16 protein-coding genes are annotated in these 26,190 nt (G+C 37.0%); all 16 read right to left on the bottom strand.

Features of this window, described 5'->3' with window-relative positions; genetic code table 11:
* Window positions 1-2: 2 nt before the first annotated feature.
* Window positions 3-1,469, bottom strand: coding sequence for a RagB/SusD family nutrient uptake outer membrane protein (locus tag FLS47_RS07945; protein ID WP_149913838.1), 1,467 nt, complete (start codon window positions 1,467-1,469; stop codon window positions 3-5).
* A 10-nt stretch (window positions 1,470-1,479) separates the two neighbouring features.
* Window positions 1,480-4,737: a SusC/RagA family TonB-linked outer membrane protein gene (locus tag FLS47_RS07940; protein WP_149913837.1), complete on the bottom strand. Its 3,258-nt coding sequence runs from the start codon at window positions 4,735-4,737 to the stop codon at window positions 1,480-1,482.
* A gap of 13 nt (window positions 4,738-4,750) precedes the next feature.
* Entirely contained in the window at window positions 4,751-6,970 is a 2,220-nt protein-coding gene (locus tag FLS47_RS07935; protein ID WP_149913836.1) for a fasciclin domain-containing protein, read from the bottom strand.
* 376 nt (window positions 6,971-7,346) lie between these two features.
* Complete coding sequence (locus FLS47_RS07930; RefSeq protein ID WP_149913835.1) at window positions 7,347-8,657, bottom strand: rhamnogalacturonan acetylesterase; 1,311 nt, start codon at window positions 8,655-8,657, stop codon at window positions 7,347-7,349.
* Window positions 8,658-8,753: 96 nt separating this feature from the next.
* A complete protein-coding gene (locus FLS47_RS07925; RefSeq protein WP_149913834.1) occupies window positions 8,754-10,112 on the bottom strand; it encodes an FGGY-family carbohydrate kinase in 1,359 nt (452 codons plus the stop codon).
* 17 nt (window positions 10,113-10,129) lie between these two features.
* Window positions 10,130-11,404, bottom strand: a complete 1,275-nt coding sequence (locus FLS47_RS07920) for a TIM barrel protein (RefSeq protein WP_149913833.1) — start codon at window positions 11,402-11,404, stop codon at window positions 10,130-10,132.
* Window positions 11,405-11,475: 71 nt separating this feature from the next.
* Complete coding sequence (locus FLS47_RS07915; RefSeq protein WP_149913832.1) at window positions 11,476-13,590, bottom strand: bifunctional aldolase/short-chain dehydrogenase; 2,115 nt, start codon at window positions 13,588-13,590, stop codon at window positions 11,476-11,478.
* A 15-nt stretch (window positions 13,591-13,605) separates the two neighbouring features.
* Window positions 13,606-14,679 carry an L-rhamnose/proton symporter RhaT gene (gene rhaT, locus FLS47_RS07910; RefSeq protein WP_149913831.1) on the bottom strand — a complete coding sequence of 358 codons (1,074 nt, stop codon included), beginning with the start codon at window positions 14,677-14,679 and terminating at the stop codon, window positions 13,606-13,608.
* A 171-nt stretch (window positions 14,680-14,850) separates the two neighbouring features.
* Entirely contained in the window at window positions 14,851-16,155 is a 1,305-nt protein-coding gene (locus FLS47_RS07905; protein WP_149913830.1) for a BNR repeat-containing protein, read from the bottom strand.
* A 112-nt stretch (window positions 16,156-16,267) separates the two neighbouring features.
* Complete coding sequence (locus FLS47_RS07900; protein WP_149913829.1) at window positions 16,268-18,505, bottom strand: S9 family peptidase; 2,238 nt, start codon at window positions 18,503-18,505, stop codon at window positions 16,268-16,270.
* A 105-nt stretch (window positions 18,506-18,610) separates the two neighbouring features.
* Complete coding sequence (locus FLS47_RS07895; protein WP_149913828.1) at window positions 18,611-20,362, bottom strand: DUF885 family protein; 1,752 nt, start codon at window positions 20,360-20,362, stop codon at window positions 18,611-18,613.
* A gap of 26 nt (window positions 20,363-20,388) precedes the next feature.
* Window positions 20,389-21,642, bottom strand: coding sequence for an NAD(P)/FAD-dependent oxidoreductase (locus FLS47_RS07890; RefSeq protein ID WP_149913827.1), 1,254 nt, complete (start codon window positions 21,640-21,642; stop codon window positions 20,389-20,391).
* Between the two features lie 21 nt (window positions 21,643-21,663).
* Window positions 21,664-22,662 (bottom strand): 4-hydroxyproline epimerase, encoded by a 999-nt coding sequence (locus FLS47_RS07885; protein WP_149913826.1) that lies wholly within the window; start codon window positions 22,660-22,662, stop codon window positions 21,664-21,666.
* Between the two features lie 3 nt (window positions 22,663-22,665).
* The gene (locus FLS47_RS07880) at window positions 22,666-24,117 is read right to left on the bottom strand and encodes an aldehyde dehydrogenase (NADP(+)) (protein WP_223225185.1); all 1,452 of its coding nucleotides are present in this window, start codon (window positions 24,115-24,117) and stop codon (window positions 22,666-22,668) included.
* Window positions 24,104-25,027, bottom strand: a complete 924-nt coding sequence (locus tag FLS47_RS07875) for a dihydrodipicolinate synthase family protein (protein ID WP_149913824.1) — start codon at window positions 25,025-25,027, stop codon at window positions 24,104-24,106. Before FLS47_RS07875 ends, FLS47_RS07880 begins: the two co-directional genes overlap by 14 nt.
* 106 nt (window positions 25,028-25,133) lie before the next feature.
* Window positions 25,134-25,997 (bottom strand): AraC family transcriptional regulator, encoded by an 864-nt coding sequence (locus FLS47_RS07870; RefSeq protein ID WP_149913823.1) that lies wholly within the window; start codon window positions 25,995-25,997, stop codon window positions 25,134-25,136.
* Between the last annotated feature and the right edge of the window lie 193 nt (window positions 25,998-26,190).

Genomic DNA, 26,190 nt, shown 5'->3' with positions numbered 1-26,190 from the left:
ATTTATTTTAGATAAAATGGATTCTGAACCAACTTACTATCTTTGAACAATTCATCTTCTAGAATTGGCAAATAGTGACTATCTGAATCTCTCACTTTGTTTAATGCAGATTGTTGTACAGAAGAATCTACAACTTTAGTTACTACATCAATCAGTACACCTATATTACCGTAATTCTCCTTTTTGGCTAATCTCAAAACATCAAACCATCGCTTTCCTTCAAAGCAAAACTCACGTGCTCGCTCTTCGAAAATAAAAAGTACAATATCATCCAAGTCGTTTTCGTTGACCTCTCTATTACTCGCTGCTAATGCTCCTCTACTTTCTCTCAATTGATTAAGCAGCTGTATCGCTTCTGTTCCTCTTCCCTGCTCAGCGGCAGCCTCAGCTTTGAGTAGTATTGCATCAGATATTCTGAATATTGGGAAATTAAAATAGCTCGGATTTTCAGTGCCGTACTTACTAATCATCCCATTACTTCTGTATAACACACCTTCACCACGACTATCTGACTGATCGGTATCAACTTCAGTATTAGGTGGAAAGAAATCAACATCAATGACTTCAGCCAAAGCGATGTAAGGAATTCTACCTACATATACAAGAGGTGTAAGCGGATTAGGACGTGAATCTGTATGGCTGATTTCGAAGATTGTCTCTGAAGTCGGATTATCAAAAGAGTTAGCTGTAATACGTCCCATTAACTGATATCGATTAGTGCTCAACACTTTGTCTAATTCAGCTTCAGCAGCAGCATACTGCTCTTTCCACATATACAATTCCGCCAACATCATGTGTACAGCAGGTTTTGTAACTCTGCCTGTATTGGAAGAATTAACAGAAAAATTATTGGCTGGGGAAATATGATAATCTGGTACTAACCCTTGAGCTTTTTTAAGATCTTCTTCCAATTGATGCAAAACACGATCAGAATTTACTTGACCTATATTCTGTACATCTGTATCTCTGTATGAACCATTTAATTTGAGAGGGATTTCCTGAAATGTACGAATCAAATAGAAATACAATAAACTTCGAATGGTCAATGCTTCACCCACATAACTATTATATTCACTATCTGTGAAAGTGGGATCACTAGTTTTGGCGTCTGGTGCAAAATCTATTAACAAATTACAACTGTTTATCACACTGTACATAGCAGCCCAATTAGAGATATCATTTGTACTTAGAATATTATAATTCTTAACTAATCGATAATCGTCCAATGCATAACTAGATACATCTACCATATCGGCTCGTAACTCACCCCAAATAAATATTTTGGTCTCGACAGGACCAGCATTCAACGCTGAATAGATTCCCATCAAAGCTGCACGCACATCTTCTTTGGTTTTCCAAAATTCTGCTTTTGTAATACCATCTTGTGGCTGTAAGTCTAACCATTTATTGCAAGATGTCATTACGATTCCAAAAAGGGTTAGCAGGCTAACAATATATATTTTTCTCATTGTCTCTTAATTAAAATCTTGCAGTAATACCAAATGTTAAAGTTTTCAGCGGAGGAGTCATCGAATTATCCATCAACACAGAGAATGCATCTTTGTATCTCACAGCTACGTCTGGATCTTGTCCTGTGTATCGTGTGAATGTGAATAAATTCTCTACTGTCAAGTATGTGCTCAACTGACCCATCTTTATACGTTCTAAAATACTTTTGTTGAAATCGTATTTAAGTGTGACTGATCTTAGGCGTAGGAAACTTGCATCTTCCACATATCTACTAGACCCAAGTGAATTGTATCCTGAACCAAACAAAGCTCTTGGTACATCTGTCACGTCCCCTTCTTGTCTCCAACGACGCAATACAGCCGTGCTTTGATTATTATAACCTAACATATCAGTAGTATTCATTTTAGTGCCGTTAATAATATCTGATCCATGTCTATAATTAAAGAATGTAAGCAAAGACCACTTTTTATCGTAAACGATATTTACTCCAAATCCTCCGGTTAATTTTGGATTACTATTGCCTAGATAAACAATATCTTTATGATCTATGACTCCATCGAAATTAATATCTTCGTACTTAGCATCGCCTGGTTGGAACACATAATCAACCGTGGGATAATTAAAACGCATATAAATAGTTTCGCCATCTGGACTAATTATTTGATTGCCTTCGCGATCAAGAGCTATAGTCTCATCGGTGTTTTTGTATACACCTTGGTAACGAAACCCATAGAATGATCCAAATGGATTGTCCTCTTGTAAATACGTAAAGAATGATTTATTTCTTAACGATGCTCGCGCATTCTCACGTGGATAAAGTGGCGAGATTTCACGAATAACGTTTCTGTTATTAGCGATATTAAAATTTAAGTTTACTGACCATTTTTTATTTTTAACGGCTGCATAATACACACTTGCCTCCCATCCGTCATTATCCATAACACCTACATTCATACTTAATGAATTAAATCCATTGTAATTAGCAATCTGGATATCATTCATCATCAAGTCAGATGTTCTGCGCTTGTAAACATCCGCACCCAATATTAATCTGTTGTTAAACAACTCAATATCAATACCTAAGTTGTTCTGTGTAACAGTCTCCCAACGTAAATCTGATAATTCTATATTCGATGAGTAGACTCCATTTTCGCCCAAATAGGAATAATCATATGTGTTGTAAATATTGATATAGGAATAATCATTTCTTGGCGCATTACCACTTTTACCCCAACTCGCTCTAAATTTAATATCGTTTACAAATCCTAAGTCTTGAATAAATTTCTCTTGTCCCATGCGGTAAGCAGCAGATAGAGACGGAAAGTATCCAAACCTATTAGCAGCACCGAATCTAGAGTTACCATCCATACGAACACTTGCTGCGAATATATATCTATTCTTGAATGCATAGTTGACTTGCCCCAATAAACCTACAGAACGTGTTTCTGTAACAAATGATTGTGCATTACCAGTCAGCGTCCGTGAGGGAATAGATGGATCCTGTAAATACGATGAACCGGTGTTAGTTGATGACAAACCTTGAATAGTATACCTGTCTTCATTCGTGAACAAAGTAAAATTACCTGTCAGCAAATGATCAAGGCCAAAATCCGGAGTCAATAATAAGCTAGTCTTTGTGCTCATGTTAAACTTGTCATAATCTGAGTCACTAGCCGCATTGACAGAGTTTTCGATAAATGGTCGACCAGTTGCTACCTGAGGCAAAAAGGTTTTCGTTTTATTATTATTTATATTCAATGAAAGGTTACTTGTCAAGGTCAAAATATTTGGAATGATCTTGTAGTTAACCGCAAATCTAGAGTTCAAAACATCACCCAATTGATTACTTAACCCATTATTAGCCATTGATAATGGATTGTATGTACCTGAATAAGTCCCTTGCGCTGTACTTACCGGTGTAAATAAATTGCCCGTTAAATTACCATACTCATCATATTCCCAAATAGCTTGATTTGGCATCTTTCTATACGCAATATCTCTAATAGTCTTAAAATAATTTTGATTAGTATTCACATGCGAATAGGACAAATCCGATTGGAATGTGATACGCTCGGACACGATATAATCCAAGTTAATACGTGCGGACAAACGATCCGACGATGTCCCTTTCGTAGTTCCCGCATTATTGAAATAACCAATGGATCCCATATATCGTGCTTTCTCACCACCACCACGTATTTGTACGTTATGATCTTGGAAATACCCCAATTGTGTAATAGCATCCACCCAATCGCTATTGTTACTAAAATTGTAATAAGTAGACGTATTATATGGATCATACTGGAATTGTTGTGCATTTTCTGAAACAGAAAATACTCTACCTGCATTATAATATTCCTCCAATAACAACGTGGTGTACTGGTCTCCATTTAATAGTGGTATAGGACTTGGCTGTTTTGATATAGATCCTTTGAAAGCATAGCCTAAAGTTGGCTTGCTTACTGTACCGCGTTTGGTATTAATGATTAATACACCATTAGCTCCTCTTGATCCCCAAATGGCAGTCGCTGCCGCATCTTTTAATACAGATATATCTTGAATATCTGTAGGAGCAATATTTAGCAATTGACCATAAGCATTGTCGTCTGATGTTGCAAAATCAAAATCATCTGGAATTGTAATATCATATGGCATACCATCTACAACTACCAATGGATCTACAGCGCCATTTAAAGAAGATGTTCCTCTAATTTTGATTTGCATACCTGCTCCTGGATCACCCGATACTGTAGCAATATCTACCCCAGGAAGACGACCTTGTAATGCTTGATCTATTGAAGCAGACTGCATTTCTTGGAGTTCTTCCATACTAATGGTTGCAATAGAAGCTGTAGACCTTGCTTTCGAAATCCCCATACCTGTACCATCGTCCACTGGCTTAGAAGCACTTATCACAACTTCTTCAACTTGATTAGATACAGATTCTATCTGAACATTTATAGTTGTTCTGTCTCCAACAACAATATTTGCTGAGGCTCTATATCCTGTACTAGTGACATACAAGCGTAATCCACTCAACTTTGTTCGCAAACTATAGTTCCCTTCCACATCGGAGGTTGTACCCACAATAGTCCTATTTTCTCTATCCTTCAACACAACTGTTGCGCCTGGAACAGGTTCTTTAGTTTCTTTATCGGTAATTTTACCAACAATCACTGTCTCTGCATTCTGAGCTACAGCGGTTGTGTGTATTAAACAGAATATAAGTCCGATGGTAACGATTAATAAATTAAAATGTCTTGTCATAGTGAGATACTAATTATATTCCGTTTTTTAGATAACCTGAAAGTGAATGGATCAATACACGTTGCCCCAATTGATTACTATTGGCAACATCTGCCTCAACTAGATTAGATTGATTGTCTCTAATTTGCAACCTATTATTTTGGTTTATTATTACATCTAGTGCTAAAGTCTCACCCTCTACGTTTTTACAAAGTGTTTCAAAAGTTCCAACTTTCTTCCCATCAATAGCAAACGTATTACGCGTTATATGGTATTGTAAAAAGAGTTTAATTTTGTTACGAAGCACAACATCTTTAGTGTTTTCTGCAGGTGGTAAATCACCATTTGCAATGGCTGCATTTATAGCTGCATTATTAGGTATTAATAAGGTATAATTAGCACCAATATCCACTCCTCGAATAATTCCATCTGTTGCAGAAAACAAGTCACTAGATTTTAAATACTTAAAAAATCTATTATAAGGTGAGGTGGCATTCTCGGCACCCAGATTAATTAATAGATTTCCCACATTTGTATTGGATGAAGTTAATGCACCCGCGAGATAGACTGCTGCACCATTTAGTGGACCTGATTCACTATTCCCAATACTTATGGAATCTATTGCCAAGTATTGTCTATTCGAAATACTGTCTTGCGTTCCACTTGACATGATTTTCATGTTATCGAATTTTATATATTCTCCAGAAAAAGTTTCTAATATTCCCTTACCACTTAATGTGGGTATAGGATCAGTTTCTAATGGTATAATGTGTGATGATAATATCTCACGCATTTCTGGTGTTCCATTTCCACCTTTGTAACGGATTGGATCGGAAGTATTATACGCGTCATAATCAAAACCCATTTGATATAAATCTTCATCAGACACCAAAACTAACATATATCGAATCGTAGGGATACGAAGGGTCAAGTGTAATCCCACGCGCTCCAATGCAAGTCTCATGAAACTATATTTTGGATCTAATAACACATTTCCATAAACAGATTGGAATACATTTGCACGTTGAGAAGAGTTGATACCATAGAAAGCACCATTACTTAATAATTTGGTTTCGTTTATATTTTGCGTAGCCAACTTAGTCGTCTCACCCAATACATTTGGCGCACTACTAAATTGTGATGGCCATAATTGGGTAAGATAAAAATGAGATTTTATATACTCAGATAATACTAAAGGATTGCTGTAGAACAAATCTTTAATAGTAGTACCTGAAGGATAATATTTCAATAACACACGTTTAGCAAAATCTTGTAAGGCCTGATTTGTAGGAACTGTGATTGAAAGATTATTATATTGTGCATCATTCACATCTTCCTTCACATAATTTTCATTATTCAAGGCTAACATTATAGAATTATCATAGCCTTTTACGAATACAGAATCTCTTTTTCCAGTAAGTACTTCATTTCTACGCGTAAGTGTAGGATTATACGTATACGTCGCAAACAAGTCTAACATACCTTTGAATTCACTGTATTTGTCATTTCCTCGCAAATATTGGTCGATACTTTTCTCTGGTAACAAAACCTTATCAACGACATGTATATATCCATTTTCCGCAAGTATATTACTTCGATTAACATCTATAGTAGCACCCATCACATTAAGACCTGTATAGGTGGAATTAGGAAAGAATGCATTGTAATCTCCAGCAGTAAGACTTCGAGCCGACATATAACTGTTAAAAAAGTAACTCAGATGTTTATTGTTATTATCTGATTCTACGTACGGAATGTTCGCCATCCTATTTGTTGACACTATTTTCCGAGTATTTCCATTTGAAAGGATTTCATCTTCTACAAAATCATAATATACTGTGCGTCTTCTAAATGCTTGACCTGCGACCCAACCTCTAGCTGAAAAATAATCGTTCAATTTTTCTAAGCGTTCACCATCATATACCATCGCAGTACGCACGATCTTTTCTGCCAGCTTCTTATCAATTTTACTACTATCGCTGATATTGTTTTCACTCATAAATTGCTGAAAAGCACGATCCGTTGGGGCAAACACAGTCCATGAGGATGCAGATCCTAATGTATTTCTATAGCCCGCTTTTTCGATACAGGATAAGAAATACGTAAAGTCACCCATAGAATCCAATTGTTGATAAATGGGACTTGCTAAACCTTTCGGTCTACCATAATAGGCGTCAAATGCTTCCTTTCTACATCCCACAATGATAGTCGCGAAACATAAACACGTAAATAAAACAGTTCTCTTAATACTCATACAATAGTCTTGTAGGTTTATATTGGTAAATCATAGGTCTATTATCAGTGAATATCTCAAGATTGAAAATTCACGATAACTGTTTTTGAAACAGGGACTAACAGCATATGTTCTGATTAATGCCTACTCCATTCCTCTTGTTAATAAAAATTTTGTTTTCCTTCTATAATTGGTAAAACCACATCCTTTGATGTTGGATAGTGATTAATTGGTTATATGCTTTTCTAATGTTATATATCAAATATATTACATCGCATAAAATACAGCAACCTGCACTATCCTGTAATATATGTTATCACAATATGTCTTTGAATTAGCTAAAAGTAAGTACTAACACGAAAACAATCTTCATAACAGATTGTAAATCAGTATATTATTAATTGCCATCCGGCTTTAATTCGCTACTTAGCACACTTAACGGCCAATTCCAATTTTCAAAATTATCTGGGCTCTTAGTCAAATAGTTGCTAAAATCGATGATATTTTTTGCTATAGGGAGCTTTAATCGCTGAATTTCCGACAACATCATCTTCGCAATTTGTCCTGCTCCGTAAGTATTAAAGTGCGTGTTGTCTTGTAATGGTTGGGGTTGATCCGGAAATGTATTGGCTGGATAATGCACAAAAGCTCTTTTAGAATCTTCTACACCTAATTCCGTATAAAATTCACGTGTCAATTTATTTAAATCGATTAAAGGGACATTTAGTTCTTGTGCAACTTTTCGTGCAGCCTCTGGATAATCCCCTAATGTATAATTTAGATTTCCACTCGCATCAAATGACCGTCGAGCTGTTGAAGTAACAATTATTGGAATGCCGCCAATAGCTCTAAATTGTGTTACAAAATATTTTAATCTCTCCGTATATCCGTTATCTGCACCTGCCTTTTCTCCAGTTTCCTTTTGATCATTATGACCAAATTCTATAAACAAATAATCGCCAGGCTTGGCAACAGAAAGTATTTTTTCTAATCTATTGGATGACAGAAAAGAACTTAAAGCTAATCCTGATTCGGCGTGATTGGCTACCACGATTTTCGAATCAAAATAACGTGGAATCATCTGCCCCCAAGAAGCCCAAGGCTCATGTTCTTGATTTACGACTGTTGAGTTACCCGCTAAAAACAACGTTGTGGCAACTTCAATAGGCTCAATAATAATACGTTCTATATTATTTTCACCCTGAAATTCTAAAGTCAGTTTATTGTCCCAATCTAATTTTTCGATTTCACGTGGAGCTTTCAAACGTACAGACTTATTCTCTCGTATTTTTGGTTTTTTGATGTGAACATTGAACTGTTTAGTTACTTTCTTATTTTTTGGAATTTCAACTTGATCTAAAGACCAACGTCGAGATTCTGAACGCACCGTAGAATGAATTGTATGGCTCTTTAGACCTCTGTAGATAATCGTGACATGATAGTTTCCCTCAGGCACGTTAGCAGAAAAATAAAATGGCTTGTTACTATACAAGGATTGCTTCTTTTTACTTTTCACGAATTCAACAGAATTCTCCGTTCCTAAATCAAATCCATAGCCTTTATTGCCATACTTTATTAGATTATTCAGTATGAAAACCTCCTTGTCCTTAGACTTCTGCCCTGTAAAATCGAATATTTGTCTGTGTTGAGCAGAAACCATCGAAAATTGCAATATTGTGATTAGTATTATTAATCCTTTTGAAAACATAATTTAAGTTTTTATAAATAGTATATCATAAAAAAACGCTCTAAACTTCAAGAAGATTTAGAGCGCAGATTTATCACAAAAAATTATTACATAATATTAAGCTCTATAATATCTCAATTCAATAATATTATTAGGAAATGGTAGTGTGTTCCAGTGTTCATGTATCAATAATGCCGCACCAATAGCCGTAGCTTGTGCCATAGAAGCAGCATAAATTTCAATTGTAGGAAACCTTCTAGCTAATAAATTCATATAAATATGATTTTTACTAAAGCCACCATCTACAAATATTCTTTTAATATTTTGACCAGCTAAAACCAATTTTGTTGACTCTACTTGAGCATTTACAAGACAAAAAATCAGCGCATGATAAGCTTCTTCGTAGGTTTTGAACCTGTCTAAATCTAATTCAGCGAATGTATTTAGTGTGAAAACAGCTATACTTTGTCCCAGATTCAGTCCTTCGATAATACGCCAGTTGATCTCAAAATGTTTGAATCGTGCTGTAGTCACATTAAAGTGATCAGCTATTCGTTTTGACTGCGTCTCGTGTTCATATCCCGCAAACAATCTTGAAGCCTTTACGGGTGTTCCGTTGTACGTAAGATAAAATAAGCAATCCTGATCCAATTCTGCCTTAGTCAAAGGTTCATCGTTGAATGGATTCATCGAAATACACCAAGTACCCGTTGAAATCAGTACAAATGGTTCATGAAAATTGACCAAATAAGGAATCAAAGCTGAAGAACTATCGTGCAAACCTGTTCCAACCTTGTACGTACTTCCAGGAAATGTACTTGAAAATACTTCCTTGCCGTTTACAATTGGCGCAAGCTTCTGATCTATACCGCTATCTTTAACCCATTGATGGTAATTCTTCGTATTGAAATCCCACAATGCAGTGTGACATCCAATACTTGTCATATCCGAATACAATTGTCCCGAAACCAAAAAACTTAGATACTGAGGCAAATGCAATGCATACTTCATCGTATTGAAAACCTCAGGTTGCTCTTTCATTAAGCGATAGATTTGCTTGCCCGAATTAAGACTTCCCAATGATGGAGAAGCGGTATCCAATACAAATTTATTTTCGCCTCCATAGGATTGATGCAAGTCATCCTGTAGCTCAACGGGATATTCTTTCAAGTAATTATACAGCGGTGTCAGCGGTCTACCATTTTGATCCAAATAGACAAAACTCGCTCCATAGGAAGTGAAATTAATTGCCTTAATATCAAATTCAGCTCTACGAAAAACTTCGTGTAATGAATCAAATACAGATAATCGTAAACTTTCTAAATTTTCGCAGTGGAAGCCATCCTCATCGACGGTTTCCATGAATCTTGCCGAACGTTCAAAAACGATTTGATAATGTTCGTCAAATAAAAATAACTTTTTGTTGGTTTTACCAACGTCAAATATTGCAATAACAGGTATACGCTCCTTTCCCATCCTTCCTTATCTAAGTATTACAATCCTGTCGCTACAGTGGATTCGCCACGTTCATCTATTAATTGTTGTCTCACATTAATGTCGTTGAACAATTTAATTGGATTTAATGCAGCACCTTCACGCAATCTTGCCTCTGCAACAAGAGCACGCAAGTCTGTACGAAAAGCATCTTGTAATATTTCTTGTGCAGCTACTACATTATTCTCTTGCTGTGCTTTTTTTAGCGCTTGACGATCCACGAACAATGCTTGTGCATAGGCGATTTTAATTGCTTCTACAGATTGTAATAAATCGGCTAATGGGTCTTTCAAATTGTGCGAAGCATCAATCATCCATCCCAAGCCTGTTGCGTGATCAATTCCTCGTGCATCCATACCCTCTACCAATTCATTGAAAATCAAAAATAATTGATAAGGCTTGATCGCTCCAGCAGTCAAATCATCATCCGCATATTTACTATCATTGAAATGGAAGCCTGCTAATTTGTTTTCCATTAATAACAAAGACACGATTTGTTCGATATTTGCATTTGGCAAATGGTGCCCTAAATCCACTAATGTGTATGCTTGATCTCCTAATTTACTCGCTAATAATAATGATTGTCCCCAATCTGCAATAGTCGTCGAATAAAAATTAGGCTCAAAGGCTTTGTATTCAATAAACATTTTCCAATCCGATGGAAGATGCTTGTATATTTCTCTTAAACTTTCTAATGTATTTTGGAATGCCTCACGGAAATTCAATTGACCTGGAAACGAAGAACCATCTGCCAGCCAAACTGTCAACGCTTTAGAACCTAAAGCAATACCATGCTTAATCACCTCAATATTATGCGCTACCGCTTGCTTACGTACATTTGGATCTACATGTTGCAATGATCCAAATTTGTAACTGTATGCTTGATTCGGTTGATCCTGAAAAGTATTTGAATTCACCGCATCAAATGCCAATCCAAAGGATGATGCTAAAGCTTTAATTTTCTCCGCATCTTGGGGAATATCCCAAGGAATATGAAGTGAAATCGCTCCACTCGACTTGTTCAATGCATGTAATAAGCCTACATCCTCAATTTTTTGCTCCAAATTTCCCGGTTCACCTTTGCCACTAAAGCGACCAAAACGCGTACCGCCTGTCCCTAATGCCCAGCTCGGAATAGCAATATTAAATTTTTGTACTTTCGCTACGATTTCCTCAAAGTTCGAAATACTATCCTTTAAGAAATCGACTTGTTTAGTATGTTTAGCTAATGATTCTTGGTTATGTTGATCTATGATAGATTGCTCGATTTTCATAAGTATATAGGTTTAGATAGTTAGAAAAATAGAAATTATTTTTCTAACTATCGTACTTGATTTAATAATTGTTATCGGACAAATGCCATGGCTACTCCGCCATCTACATTCAATACATTTCCTGTGGATTTGCTTAGCTCACCGCCTACAAATGCAAAACAAGCATTGGCTATATCATCTGGCAAGATTATTTCGTTCAACAATGTTCGTTTTGCATAGTAAGCAGGTAATTCTTCTACCGTAACACCGTAAGCTTTAGCTCGACCTTCGGCCCATCCTCCAGCCCAAATATTACTATCTGAGATAACCGCATCAGGGTTAACCACATTTACTCTAATTTTTGAGGCGCCAAGTTCCGCTGCATTCAATCTGCTAAGGTGCAATTGCGCTGCTTTAGCAGAACCATAGCCCGCATTATTCGGACCACTAACCAAGGCATTTTTACTTACAATATTGACGATATCACCACCAATATTTTGTGCTTTCATTACTTTAGAAGTAGCCTGTGTAACGATAAACTGACCTTTTACCAATACATCATATAATAAATCCCAATCTTTTTGGGTATGGTCTTCAATAGATTTTGAAATGGATAGTCCGGCATTATTCACCACAATGTCCACACCGCCAAATACTAATGCAGCCACCTTAAGTGCTTCTTCTATTTGCTCTTGATTCGTTACATCTAGGACAGCAGTCGTAACATTATCCGCGCCAAACAAGCCAACAAATTCTGCTTTTGCATCTGCTAATCTCTCTTGATTCAAATCGTTTAAAACGACTACTGCTCCCTCTTGTGCAAAACGCTTTGCAATAGCTTTACCTATACCACCTGCACTTCCAGTTACCAAAGCGATTTTACCCGATAATGCTTTTGGCTTAGGCATACGTTGTAGCTTCGCCTCTTCCAATAACCAATATTCAATATTGAAAGCTTCTTGTCTCGGTAGTGAAGTATATTCACTCACCGCTTCCGCTCCTTTCATTACATTGATAGCATTAGTATAAAATTCCGAAGCCACACGTGCTGTTTGCTTATCTTTTGCAAAAGCAAACATTCCGACTCCTGGATAGATTATGATTACTGGATTTCTGTCGCGAATAGCAGGGCTATTCGGGTGTTTACATGTTTCATAATAATCCGTGTACATTGCTCTGTACGCTTCAAATAATGGAAGCAATTTTGATTTTATCGCTTCTATATTTGATAAGTCTTCGTTTTTATCCAAATTCAGAATCAAAGGTTGAATCTTAGTGCGTAAGAAATGATCTGGACAGCTTGTTCCCAAAGGAGCTAATTTTTCTAAATCATTGGAATTGATAAATTCCAATACCCTAGCATCGTCAGAGAAATGACCAATCATAGGACGCTCACTTGAACAAAATCCTCTTAATATGGGTGCAATAGCAGCAGCCTGTGCCAATCTATCTTCTTGTACTAGACTATCTACTTTTTGACCACCAAATACAGGTCTTGACTTACCGTAATTCTCTTCCAAATAAGTTGCACAAGTCTCGATGACATCCAATGAATTCAAATAACATTCATACGCCGTATCTCCCCATGTAAAAAGTCCATGCGACCCCAACATAATTCCACGGATACCTGGATTTTCGGCTAAGCATTCGCGCAATTGCAAACCTAAATCGAAACCAGGCTTTTGCCATTCTACCCAACCTATTGTTCCTTTGAACAAATCTTTTGTAATTTGTTTTCCATCTTTTGCTGCCGCAATAGCAATCGCAGCATCTGGGTGCAAATGATCGATATGTTTGAATGGAAGAAAACCATGCAACGGCGTATCAATAGAAGGCGCCTTCGATGATAAATCGAATATACAATGGTTAAAAAGCTCGACCATTTCGTCTTCATGCTCGATACCGCGATACACTTTCTCAAGATTACGAAGTCGTTCTACATACAATGCAGCTAAACCTGACTTCTTTAATGTGCCGATATCACCACCAGAACCTTTAATCCACATTACTTCCACTTCTTCACCTGTCAATGGATCCTTATCCATTACTTTACATGATGTATTACCGCCTCCGTAATTCGTTATCCTCAGATCCGATCCCAAGATATTTGATCGGTATAATAATAACGCTACTTCATCTCCTTCTAAGGATTTAGCTTTTTCCTCATCCCAAAGGTAATTCACATGTTGATATGTTTTTGTTTGCATAAATCTTTGTAATATTTATTCTAAAGTTTTCGCGAATCCTACCACACAAATAGATAGGATGATAATGACAATACCAGATATAATGGCCGTATAGGTTGGTTTACTCACACCTTTCCATTCTTTTAGGAACACACCCCATGCATTTGAAATCAATATGATAAATGCCATGTGTAAAATCCATGAACTTGCACCATTCCCAAGGCGACTCTCACCCATGCCGTAAAAGAAAAATTGCAAATACCATGTCGTACCTGCTAAAGCGCACAACAAGAAATTTTTCTTTAAAGGAGCTGTTGCTTTCGAGTAGTCTGTAAGGGTCTTATTTTTTAATAATAAATACGCACACCAAATAAAATTCGTCGTAAATCCTCCCCAAAGTATGACGATATAGGTAACATTATTCTGATATAAGAATTCTCCTTGTCCTGGGTTAACTGATTTCCAAAGTGCATTAGCGACATCAGCCATCGGCTTTCCTGCTTCAATAGCAAAATTGAAACATGCACTTAAAGCCCCTGAAATTAATGCCACAATAATCCCAACACCAAAGTTGTAATCTGTTTTATCGGTGACACCAGCACTTGATAAGCCTTTTTCTTTCAAAACTCCAGCTTTTCCACACAGGTAAATCCCCACAATACAAAGAATTAATCCCGCCATTACACACAATCCCGACGCGGTCGTAAAGAAGAAATCTATGCTATGCTTGCCATCTGCTGGATTAAAATAATAGTAAATTGCAGGCATCAGTGCACCTAACACCATGCTCAATCCTAGTATAATACTGCTTCCCAACGAAACACCTAAGTATCGAACACCTAAACCATACGTCAGTCCACCTATCCCCCACAATACACCAAAAAGAAATGTATAACCTAACACACTTGAATTAGCGTCTCCTATTATTTCAAAAAAATTAGGAATCGTAAGCCAAGCTGCCAATGGAGGAACGATTATCCATGAAAATAATCCACCCAAAATCCACATCGCTTCCCATGACCAGTCTCGTACTTTTTTATATGGAACATAGAAACTTCCAGACGCAAAGCCTCCTATAAAATGGAATAATACCCCCGCAATTGCATTCATAATTTGATTAAGGTTTTATATAAAAACTAAGATATTTGTAAAAATTAATTTAACTGTTATGGACTGTCATGTTGAATACAGCAAGATATTTAACATTTATACAGATAGATGAAAATGAAATAGCTTATAAAATACTGGTTAATAGGATAACACAATTCGGTACATGTACGGTCACGGTTTCCAATCTAAAACTTTGACAGTCGTAGATTTACTGTCTGAAAGTCCTTCACCATCTACTTGTACTGTATGCTGCACAAATAAGCTTAATTTTTCTTTATTTCGCCAATATTCGGTATCGTAGGTAGGTTCCCATGCGGCTACAGATTCTGGATACAAATCTTCAATCGTAAACTTATTAGGTTTGTTTTGTGACCAATGAAGAAAAGAAACTGCATTATTTCGTTCTTCGTCTCTAAAAAGCATCCAAATCTTAACTTTATCGCCCTTACCTTTCACTAATAACTGTGGTCTCGAGATGGGAATTTGCTTTGTTCCATATCCTCCTAGCGTAAACGAAGTCTTTCTAAAATCAAAAGATTGCGTAACCCAATTGCCAAGATTAAAATACACCAATTTATATTGCGGTTTGTCTGAGTTTTTATCTCTCCAGTAGGAAACAATAAAAGGATTTCCGTCTGCGTCAGCAGACATCGCTGTTTGGTTTATTAAATCACTTTTTTCGGGTATTCTGACTGCATACTCCGCTGTCGATGCTGTAATTGGCAGATTATACTTTTGTCCAGTAGTTTTTTTCCAGGTTAGTCCTTCATCATCTGAATATGCATACGCCATGTCATGGTTACTAGCTACATCTGGACTCTCCCGCCATACCCAAGAAATATGTATTTTTCCTTTGTTATCTATATAAGCTTGCCAGTACGCATTACGTTTGCCTTCTCCATCGATTAATTTATTTTGTAATCGTGTCCATTTTTTATCGCTAACACTGTATTGATTTATCATCAAATTCCCATTTCCTGAGCCACCATCCCGGTACATAAAAAATAAATTACCGTTAGGCAATTTGAAAAATTCGGGATAAGATACCACCCTTTCTTGTTGGCCTACCATTGGGATTTCATCCGAAAAATCTAAACTATTTGGTTTCAAAGATTTTATATACCGTAATTTAGAATTGTGGTGGTCAAAAGCAATATGCAAATAATCATCTCCATCCAACATGATACTAATCACATTGTGTGCGTCATTTGCATTTCCCTTGAAACCGGTGCTTTGCGTAAACCAATCTTTGCTATTTAATTTTCTCTGTCCAACTGTTAGGTCCCCCTTTTCATCGTAATAAGCTATGTATTGGTAAGTGGAGTTGCTGACGAGAGAATTTTTACGAAACACAGCCGTATTGACTGTATTCTTTGACCACCCCTCACCTACTTTAGATAATTGGACTTTCGGCTGAGCGAATAAGAAGGAATGAAAAAAAAGGATTAAATAAATTAAAATTAATTTTCTAGGCATGTTTAAGTTGTTTATAATAGGTGTCTACAAATTACAAAACAGATTTGTCATATTATAACAAATCTGTTTTTGCTGTTGTGTTTTATATTATTACTATTTCAATATCAAAATGTTAATACGCATTCCAAGCTGGAGGATCTATACCGTGTAGATGCTTTACAAAGAAGTCTCGACGTTTACGCTCGCCATAATCACCTCCTGAAGAATGACCCATTCCGGGGACCATAATCATCTCGTGATCTTTATTTGCCTTGATTAAAGCATTGGTCAATTGATACGTAGAAGACGGATCAACATTGTCATCCACCTCACCTACGATCAGCAGCAATTTACCCTGTAATCGATATGCATTTTCGACGTTCGAACATTCGGCATATTCAGGGCCCACAGGCCAACCCATCCATTGTTCATTCCACCATATTTTATCCATTCTATTGTCATGACAACCACAGGATGATACAGCTACTTTATAAAATTCTGGATAAAATAAGACCGCGCCCGTTGAACTTTGACCACCTGCTGATGTACCATAGATACCTACTCGCTCCACATCCATGTAGGAATACTTTTGCGCTGCAGCCTTTATCCATTTTATACGATCTGGGAAACCTGCATCTTTCAGATTCTTCCAAGCTACATTATGAAATTCTTTAGAACGATTGGATGTACCCATACCATCTATTTGAACGACAATAAACCCCAATTCTGCTAGCTCTTGCATGCCACTTGGATTCGTATTGAATGTTTTTGGAACGAAAGAACTATGCGGACCCGCATAAATATATTCGATAATGGGGTATTTTTTCTTCGGATCAAAATTAGTTGGACGTACGATTATTCCCCAAATATCATATTTGTCGTCTCTACTTTTTTCTGTAAAGATTTCAGGTGCTTTCCAACCCAAATCATACATATTGGATTCATTTGCTTTCTCCAACTCCAGCACTACTTTGCCTGAAAGATCACGTAACACGGTAACAGGAGCTTTATTAATCAAAGAATATTGATCTACAAAATAAGAATGGTCTGCATTGAAATAGGCCGTGTGATTCGCATCTTCTTTGGTTAATTCTTTCAAGTTTTTACCATCGAAATCCACTTTATAATAGTGAATTAAATATGGATCTTGATTCGTATTCTTACCACTACCTTCAAATATTATCTGACGATTTGTTTCATCTACATAAACCACTTTACGCACTACCCAATCGCCTTTTGTGATTTGATTCAGGACCTGACTCGATTCACCATCAATGCGATACAGATGATTCCAACCATCTCTTTCCGAAGCCCAAATTATCTCCTTTCCATCGTTTACATCATATCTGTATTTTTTGCCACTGTAATCAATAAATGTTTTGCTGACTTCATTAATGATATACTTACTCTGTCCGTTTTCAGCGTCCAATTTTACAACTGCATACTGTTGATGACCGCGCTTATTGAATTCAAACGTCACACTTTTGCTGTCTTGACGCCATGAAACATACCCCAACGAAAATTGATTATCGACTAACTGCTTATCTACTTCAAATAACTTATTTGTTTCTATATTGCAAATCACTGGATAATATTGGGGCAAAGCGTCACCTGGCTTAGCATAGTGACGAGTTTGTAATTTAGGCTGTAACTGATCCAAAGGAGAAGATTCCAATAAGGTCAATATGCGTACCTCTTGCCTTGTTGCGCGCGTCGAAGCGACTTTTTTACTATCGGGAGACCATTGAATATAAGAAGTATAATATTCACCTGGACTACCATCGAAGGTTAATTGCTTTTCAGATTTCAGATCATCTACTAATGCATAATACACATTATGATTTTTGATGTAAGCTGTTTTCTTCTTATCTGGCGAAAGAACAGGTCGACCGTGTGTATCATCGCGACGTTGCCCCCAATAGCCACCCCCTCTCGTATTTTCTTCCGTATTGCGTACTTTTTTTAAACTCGCGCTATTTCTATTCCAATGCCATATGGCATTTTTAAACGTAAACTCCACCGAATCCTTCTCCAACAATTTGATCGTATATCCACTCAGTGTATTGATATCAGCTTTTTGTCCAGAAGATTTTTCTAATTGCTCAGCCAGAAGTTTAACATCAAATAATTGCTCTTTTTTGCGCGCAGTCGCATCCACCCAAATAAATTCCTTACCTGCTAAAGTTCGTTGTTCATAGAAAAACGCATCACCTTTAGCATTCCATTTGATGTTTGACGGAATATGATATACCGCATCCGCAGTGGCTGCACGAAATTTCTTAGCCCTTGTGTAATCTTCTACAGTTCCTTGTGCTAAAAGAAAACCTGTATTTGCTATCAACACTAAAGCAACTAAAATTTTTCTAATCATGTTTTTGATTTTATAGGGTTATAAATAGAAATGTTCATTAGAGTCAAGATAACTTCCAAAATATTTAGATAATTCCTCCTGATCGGCCTCTACTTCCCCTCCTGTTTAATTTTTAAATTGGTAAAATTTCCAAGATGTCTCGTGATTGGGATCTAATTTTTGATTTGTCAAAATAGCTCTTAGCATTTCCATAGGCATATAATTTTCTTTAATCACACGATCATGAAATTGCTTAAACGTCATTTTGCCCGAATCCACCATTTCTTTTTTAATATCCATCATCTGCAAACCACCTACTAAATAAGCTAATTGGTAAAGCGGACCATATGAACCTTCAAACGAACGTTTAATTTCGCCATGTGCATTCGCACGCTCAAAACCAACTCGGTCTACCAAATAATCAATACATTGTTGTGGCGTCCATTCTCCCAAATGAAATTTGATACTAAAGGTAATACGCGCACAACGATGCATGCGCCAAAATAGCATACCACTTCGTTCTTCTGGAGTTTTTGCAAAACCCTTATCGTACATCATCAATTCCCAATATAATGTCCAACCTTCTGTCCAAAAAGGTGTATTAAATGCTTTTTCACGATAAGGCTTATACCTTCTATTCATGAAATATTGCAAATGATGACCTGGATTTAATTCATGTTGAACTGTTCCACGTGAGAAATAAGGATTGTTTCCACGCATACTCATCAACTTCTGTTCCTGCGTCATCTTATTGGTGGGATACGAAATACTGATTTCGCGACCGCCAGTAAAGAAAGGATTGACCAACTGACGTTCGGCAGTCATCATTATCATACCCCACGTTTCATCCGCTAGCGGTGGAATATCCATCAAATCATGTTTACGGATAAACTCTTGCGCATCGTTATATAATTTAAGAATGAGCTCTGGCTGTCTGCCTTCGGGAACATACGTGTTTTTAACTTTCTCTTGTGCCGTTTTCCAGTCTTTTCCGAAACCCATTTCTTGAGAGGCTTTCAGCAATTCTGCTTCACACCATGTGAATTCTTGATCTGCTAATCGCAACAAATCATCGGTGCTATAAGCAATCATTTCATCCTTGAGTTGCTTATTAAAAGCGGCTTTTCCAATTGGCGTCCCCCCAATATTACTACCATCCTCAAATACTTTCCAATCACTTTTCTCAGCAATCAATTTACTATACGTAGTCAATTCCTCCGATAATTGTTTGTATGGTACAGGCACCCACCAAGTAAACATGGGTTCGTACTCGTTATAGAAATCAAAGGCACTAGTCAATCGCAACTTCAATGATCCGATAACCTCTTTCAAGAAATTAACATCAGCATATGGAATAGAATTTATACGACTAAGCTTTTCTGTTGCCTCTTTGATTTGTTGAATTGCTTGCTGTAATTTTCCTGCAATTTCTTCCCCATTCACCGTTGTACCGCGCCTTCTTAACTTTTCGAAATCATAGATTATTTGATCGAAAGGAATATAATCTTTCAATCGTTCATATGTTTTCAACTGCTCTTGCAAAGCTTCCATATCAAGTTTCACCTTACGATTCAACAAAATAAAATCGACTTGACCATTAGTGGTTAATTTGTCATAAGGAAATTCTTTTAGTTTTTGAAGATATTCCTTGTCCAATGCGATCAACCGCTCAACTTGCTCAGGAGATTCCATAGCTGTTTGACTACCCCAACCTTTAGGCATAGGCCCATAAAAATAATTGATTGCTTGCTGATCGTGTCCATACTGTACCACTAAAGGTTCAATGGGTGTCGTATGTTGATATAAGTCCTGTGCCATTACAACATTGTTCGTGAAAATCAGGGTAAGAATTAAAGCATCTATTTTGGTAGGTTTCATATGGTTGGCGTATACTCTTATTTGATTTACCCAAAACGATCTGGGCTAAATAAGGTAATATTCGTTTCAAACTTTCTGTTGGAAAAAATATCACTAATGGCTTTTCCCATTGCTGGCCCCAAACTTAATCCCATCATACCAGCCCCAGCAGCAATTGCTAAGTTTTCATATTTGGCTGTTCTTCCCAAATATGGAAGTCCATCAGGTGTGCAAGGTCGATAGCCATGCCAAATGTCTTGCTTTGGATATTCTACATCCAGATTTGTTAAGTATTTTGGGATAGAATTCACAATTCCTTCTACACGATTTTGGTATATTTTATTGTTTGGAGAACCTAATTCCATAGTTCCTCCAAATCGTATCTTTCCATTCATAGGTGTGACTGCAACACGTGCTTCTAATAATAGCGCAGCATGTTCTAATTTCACATCACTTGGTGGTGTATACATAAAAGAATAGCCTTTCCCTGGCATCAACGGTAGCTTTAACTGTAATTTATTGGTTAACTCCATCAAATATGCCCCCGGCGATAATACAAATTCGTCAGCTTGAAAATTGCCTTTATCTGTTACGATTTCTTTTATTTTTTTACCCGAAATATTGTAGCCTTTTACGCATGTTTGCTCGTGAAAGATCGCTCCTCTGGCTTTCAAATAAGCAATAAGCTGTTGCATAAGTTTCATTGGATTGAGCTTTCCATCACATTTGTAGAGTATCCCGCCCAAAACATCGAATTCCACATCTGATTCCAAAGCTTGCATTTCAGCCGCTGATTTGATTTCTACATCCAATCCCAAATCTTGCGCACGTTTCGCCAATTCTATTTCTTCATGCTCTACCGCTTTGGTTTTGTAAAGCATCATAATTCCATTTTGATTTAATTCAAAATCAAAAGCAGCATCTTGACTTAAAGTATCATAAAGTTTGCTGCTATATACATTCAAATCACGCAAAGGCTCCGCGTGGGTGTCCACATGATTTTTGTTAGCGTATCTCATAAACTTTAGTCCCCAATCCATCAAATTCCAACTTAATGAAGGACGAACATAAAAAGGACTTTTCTTATCAAACATCCAACGAATACCTTGAGAAATCATGCCTGGGGATGCCATAGGTGTAAAATGACTTGGTACGATCATCCCAGCATTGCCATACGAACAATTGTTATCTAACGTATTTTGTTCAATAATCTGCACATTCCATCCGTCATTGATTAAATAATATGCAGTCGACAATCCTGCAATTCCGGCTCCAACAATGACTACGGTACCTTTATTCATTCTAAAAAAATCTAATTGCTTTTATATAACTTGAAAACCTTCTTTGTAAGGATCTTGATCATCAATAAAAATGGTATTATAGCCTGTGATTCTAGCCCATCCTTCTACCGAAGGAATAATTGCCGACTGTCCATTCACCTCTGTCACGGCTTCAACTTTTCCTGTAAATTGTGAACCGATGTAACTTTCATGTATAAATTCTTCACTTGCTTTCAATTTGCCTTTGGCAAACCACTGTGCCATACGCGCAGATGTTCCTGTTCCGCAAGGTGAACGATCTAATGCATTTTCGCCAACAAGGACGGCATTGCGACCCGAAGAATTACTTTTTGTTGGCTTGCCTGTCCACTGTATATGACTCAAACCGTGAATATTTGGGTCCTCTGGATGAATAAATTCATATTTCTCATTCAACAAGCGACGAATAATCTTGCCATAATGAATCAATTGAGCGGCTGTAAAATCAGAAATATCTCTAAAATTTGGCTGTGGATCGATAATGCCATAAAAATTTCCGCCATAGGCTACATCCACATAAATATCTCCCAGATCAGGGCAATTCACAAGCAAAGCCTCTTTGTAAAGGAAAGATTTCACATTGGTCAATTTTACGGAAGTCACTTTTTCACCTTCTTGCATATAATCCACTAAAACAAGCCCAGCTGGTGTTTCTAAACGTAATTTGCCCGGTACTTTGGGCTTAACTAAGCCTTCTTCAATAGCTATAGTTACCGTCCCAATCGTCCCATGTCCACACATCGGTAGACAACCACTTGTTTCGATATACAGTACGCCAACATCATTTTGATCATCAATAGGTGGGTATAAAATACTCCCACTCATCATATCATGCCCACGCGGTTCGAACATTAGCCCAAGTCGTATCCAATCGTATTCTTGCATAAAATGGAGCCTACGCTCCATCATACTATTTCCATATAAAAAAGGGCCTCCCCCCGCAACTAAGCGAACTGGACAACCACACGTGTGTGAATCGATACAAAAAAAAGTCTTCTTCATAAATTAAGGTAAAATGCACTTGTTATTTACGATTCTTTCAATGTTTGTTGGATTAGCATTTTGAAGCTCGGCTGGCAACAGTTCATCAGGCCAATTTTGGAAACTTAAAGGTCTCAAAAACCTTTTCATCGCGTCTGGACCTACGGACGTAAAACGGCTATCTGTGCTAGAAGGAAACACCCCTCCGTGCTGCATCCCGTACACCACTTCCACACCTGTTGGCATTCCGTTAAACAACAGTCTGCCACATTTATCTTTTACCAAATCAACTAAAGTTGAATATGCCAAGACATCTTCTTTTGTTGCAGCAAAAGTGATTGTTAATTGACCACCCAATGCGAAGATAGTTTCTTCCATTTCTTGGATAGAATCACATTCCACGAGGATTCCACAAGGACCAAAAACTTCTTCTTGTAAATGGCTGTGCTTCAAAAAATCAGTTGCTGATACTGCATACACTACTGCCAACGGCAATTCAGCATCTAAATTTGACTGCCCAACAATATCTGCTTCATGTGTAGCATTCAACAGTGTAATAGCGGCATCATACGATTTACGAATCCCAGCATTCAACATATGACTCAAAGTCGCTGAAGCTAATTCTTCTTTTAAAGCAAGTTTTAAATTTTCAGAATCCTCATTCTTCAATACGAATAGAAGTCCTGGATTGGTGCAAAATTGACCACATCCCATAGTCAAGGAAGCAATGTATTCTCTTGCGAAGGTCGCTGTGTTCGATTGTAGATATTGTGGCAATGCTATTACAGGATTTAAACTTCCCATCTCTGCGAAGACAGGAATAGGCTCTGGTCTATTTGCTCCAATTTTGAATAAAGCCATGCCACCTTGGAATGAACCTGTGAAAGCTACAGCTTTTACAGTGGGATGAGCGACTAAACCCTGCCCCACTTCATGCGAACCACCTGAAGTATAACCAAACACAGTATTAGGAGCACCAAATTCTTTTAAACCGTCATATATGGCTTTCGCCATAATGTGCGAGGTACGAGGATGCGCTGAATGTTCTTTGTAAATAACAGAACAACCTGCTCCAATCGCACTTGCGGTGTCTCCACCAGCCGTAGAAAAAGCAAAAGGAAAATTTGACGCACCAAAAACAACAACAGGTCCTAAGCCTACATTGTATTTTCTAATATCATTTTTTCCTTCACCATTGTCTATACGCACATCCAATAACGTACCCGAAGCAGTTACATCTGCATAAAGTCGCCATTGCAGGATTGTTCTGGATTTCTCCCCGTTCAATCTTGCCAAAGGCAAATTGGTTTCTTCATGCGCCGTTTGAATAAGTTCATCACCCAAAGCTTCTATCGCTGCAGCTATAGAATACATTAATTCAGCTCGATCTTTTCGAGACAAATGCTGTAGATATTTATAGCCATCTACAGCATTTGCTACCAAAGCATCAAGTTCTGTTAGGTTAGATTGTAGCATAATTATACGCAGTTAATTGCGGTCTTACCGCTATAGCATCTTCTATAAGTTTTTCAATTCTTTCTTTTTCTTCACCTATTAACGGTAAACGAGGTGCGCGTGTATATGGCGTAGAGAGACCTTCATACGTTGCTGCTAGTTTGATATATTGTATTAATTTTGGATGTATATCCAATTCTAACAAGGGCATAAACCAACGATAAATTTCAACAGCTTTATTGTATTCTCCTGCTTTTACCAAATTGTATAGTGCCATAGTTTCGTAAGGGAATGCATCCACAAGACCAGCCACCAAACCATCAGCTCCAACCATCAACGATTCCAAACAAATCGTATCTACTCCTCCTAAAACTTTCAAGCGATCGCCAAATCTATTTTTCAATCTAGTAACATTAGCCAAATCACGCGTAGATTCTTTTACAGCTTGAATGGTTGGCTCTTCTAGCAATTCTGCCATCATATCTAATGTGATGTAGGTTGCATAGTCGACAGGATTATTATATACCAGAATAGGTAACGAAGTACTTTGCGCAATAGCTTTGAAATATGCTACGACCTCTCTATCGTCTGGTCTGTAGCGCATCGGCGGTAGCACCATTAAACCGTCCGCACCTATCTGCTCAGCACGCTGTGCAAATTCAAGGGCATCTTTCGTCGTGTTTTCTGTAAGATTAAGAATAACAGGAATTCTACCCCCTACAATTTCTAATGTCTTCTCAAGCAATAAATACTTTTCCTCTTGAGATAGGACACTTGCTTCACCTAGAGAACCCGCCAAAATAATACCGTGTACACCAGCAGCTATCTGCGCCTCCGTGTTCTTCGCGAACATGTCAAAGTCTATTGAATAATTTTCATCAAAAGGTGTTAAAACTGCGGGATAAATACCTTCCCAGGTCAAATTTGCCATATCTATTTTTTAATTAATAACTTACTTTCAAAAGTATTTATTAACCTATGCAAACACTAACCACCAATTGACATATAATAACCAATAATTAACTTATATCACTCATTTATTGATTCATAGATTTATTGTATCGCGCTACGTATTCTTTGGGTGGTAATCCCGTGATGGATCTGAATACACGATTAAAATTGGTGATACTATTGAACCCACTATTATAAGCTACCATCGAAACACAGTCGTACCGTTCACTGACCAACAATCTACACGCTTCGCTCACACGTAGCTCATTGAGGTAGAAAACAAAAGTCTTGCCCGTAGATTTTTTAAAATATCGGCAAAAAGCTTGAGGCGTCAAATTTGCTTTTTCAGCAATAGCATTAAGGTGTAAATCCTGACGAAAATTCTGCTTGATATAATTACAAACACTCACTATACGAATCGATGTGACATCATTTATTTCTTTAATAATTGCTCCTGATAAAGGAAGAACATTTTTCGAAATTGTATTTAAAAATTTCAACAGGTGAATAAAATTGATTACTCGATCCGCACCATCAGAATCCTTCAAAATTTCAATACGTTCACAAACAGCATTTAAATATTCTTTGGGAACACGAAATCCTTGATTAAAATTTGTTAAAAAAGTATGTAAAGTTTTTAATTCAGGAAGGTTAAAAATATATTCTAGTGCACCTTTCAAATTAAAAAATACGGATATCGTACGTACGTGTAATGGTAATTTAGATCCTTTGAAAACATGCGATTGATTCGCACCAATGAGGAAAACTTCTCCACTCTCAAATTTGTGCATATTATCATCAACGATTAATTCTCCACTACCTTCTGCAACCCAAACCAGTTGATACTCCGGATGCCTATGAAAATGTGGGTAAAATGAATCCAAAATTTCATCCTGAACAACTATAGTTCGATCATTCGGGATGTTCAAATTATAATGCAGTGCTTTCATGGTTCACAATTTTGGTTAGATGTAGAATTAAAAATAGGCATTCTAATCTTACATTCACAACTAAAAAAACATATATGGTAAAATTTAAGTATAAATGGATAATATTCAGGTATTAAAAATTTAATATATCAACATATTTGTACTGCATGCAAATTGAAAATATTGCAGTGCTATTCTACCACCAAGAATCTAG

Origin of the sequence: Sphingobacterium cavernae, from assembly GCF_008520265.1 — a bacterium.
GTDB lineage: Bacteria > Bacteroidota > Bacteroidia > Sphingobacteriales > Sphingobacteriaceae > Sphingobacterium > Sphingobacterium cavernae.
The sequence above is the reverse complement of the archived record's forward strand: the minus strand, read 5'-3'. Positions and strand labels throughout refer to the sequence as shown.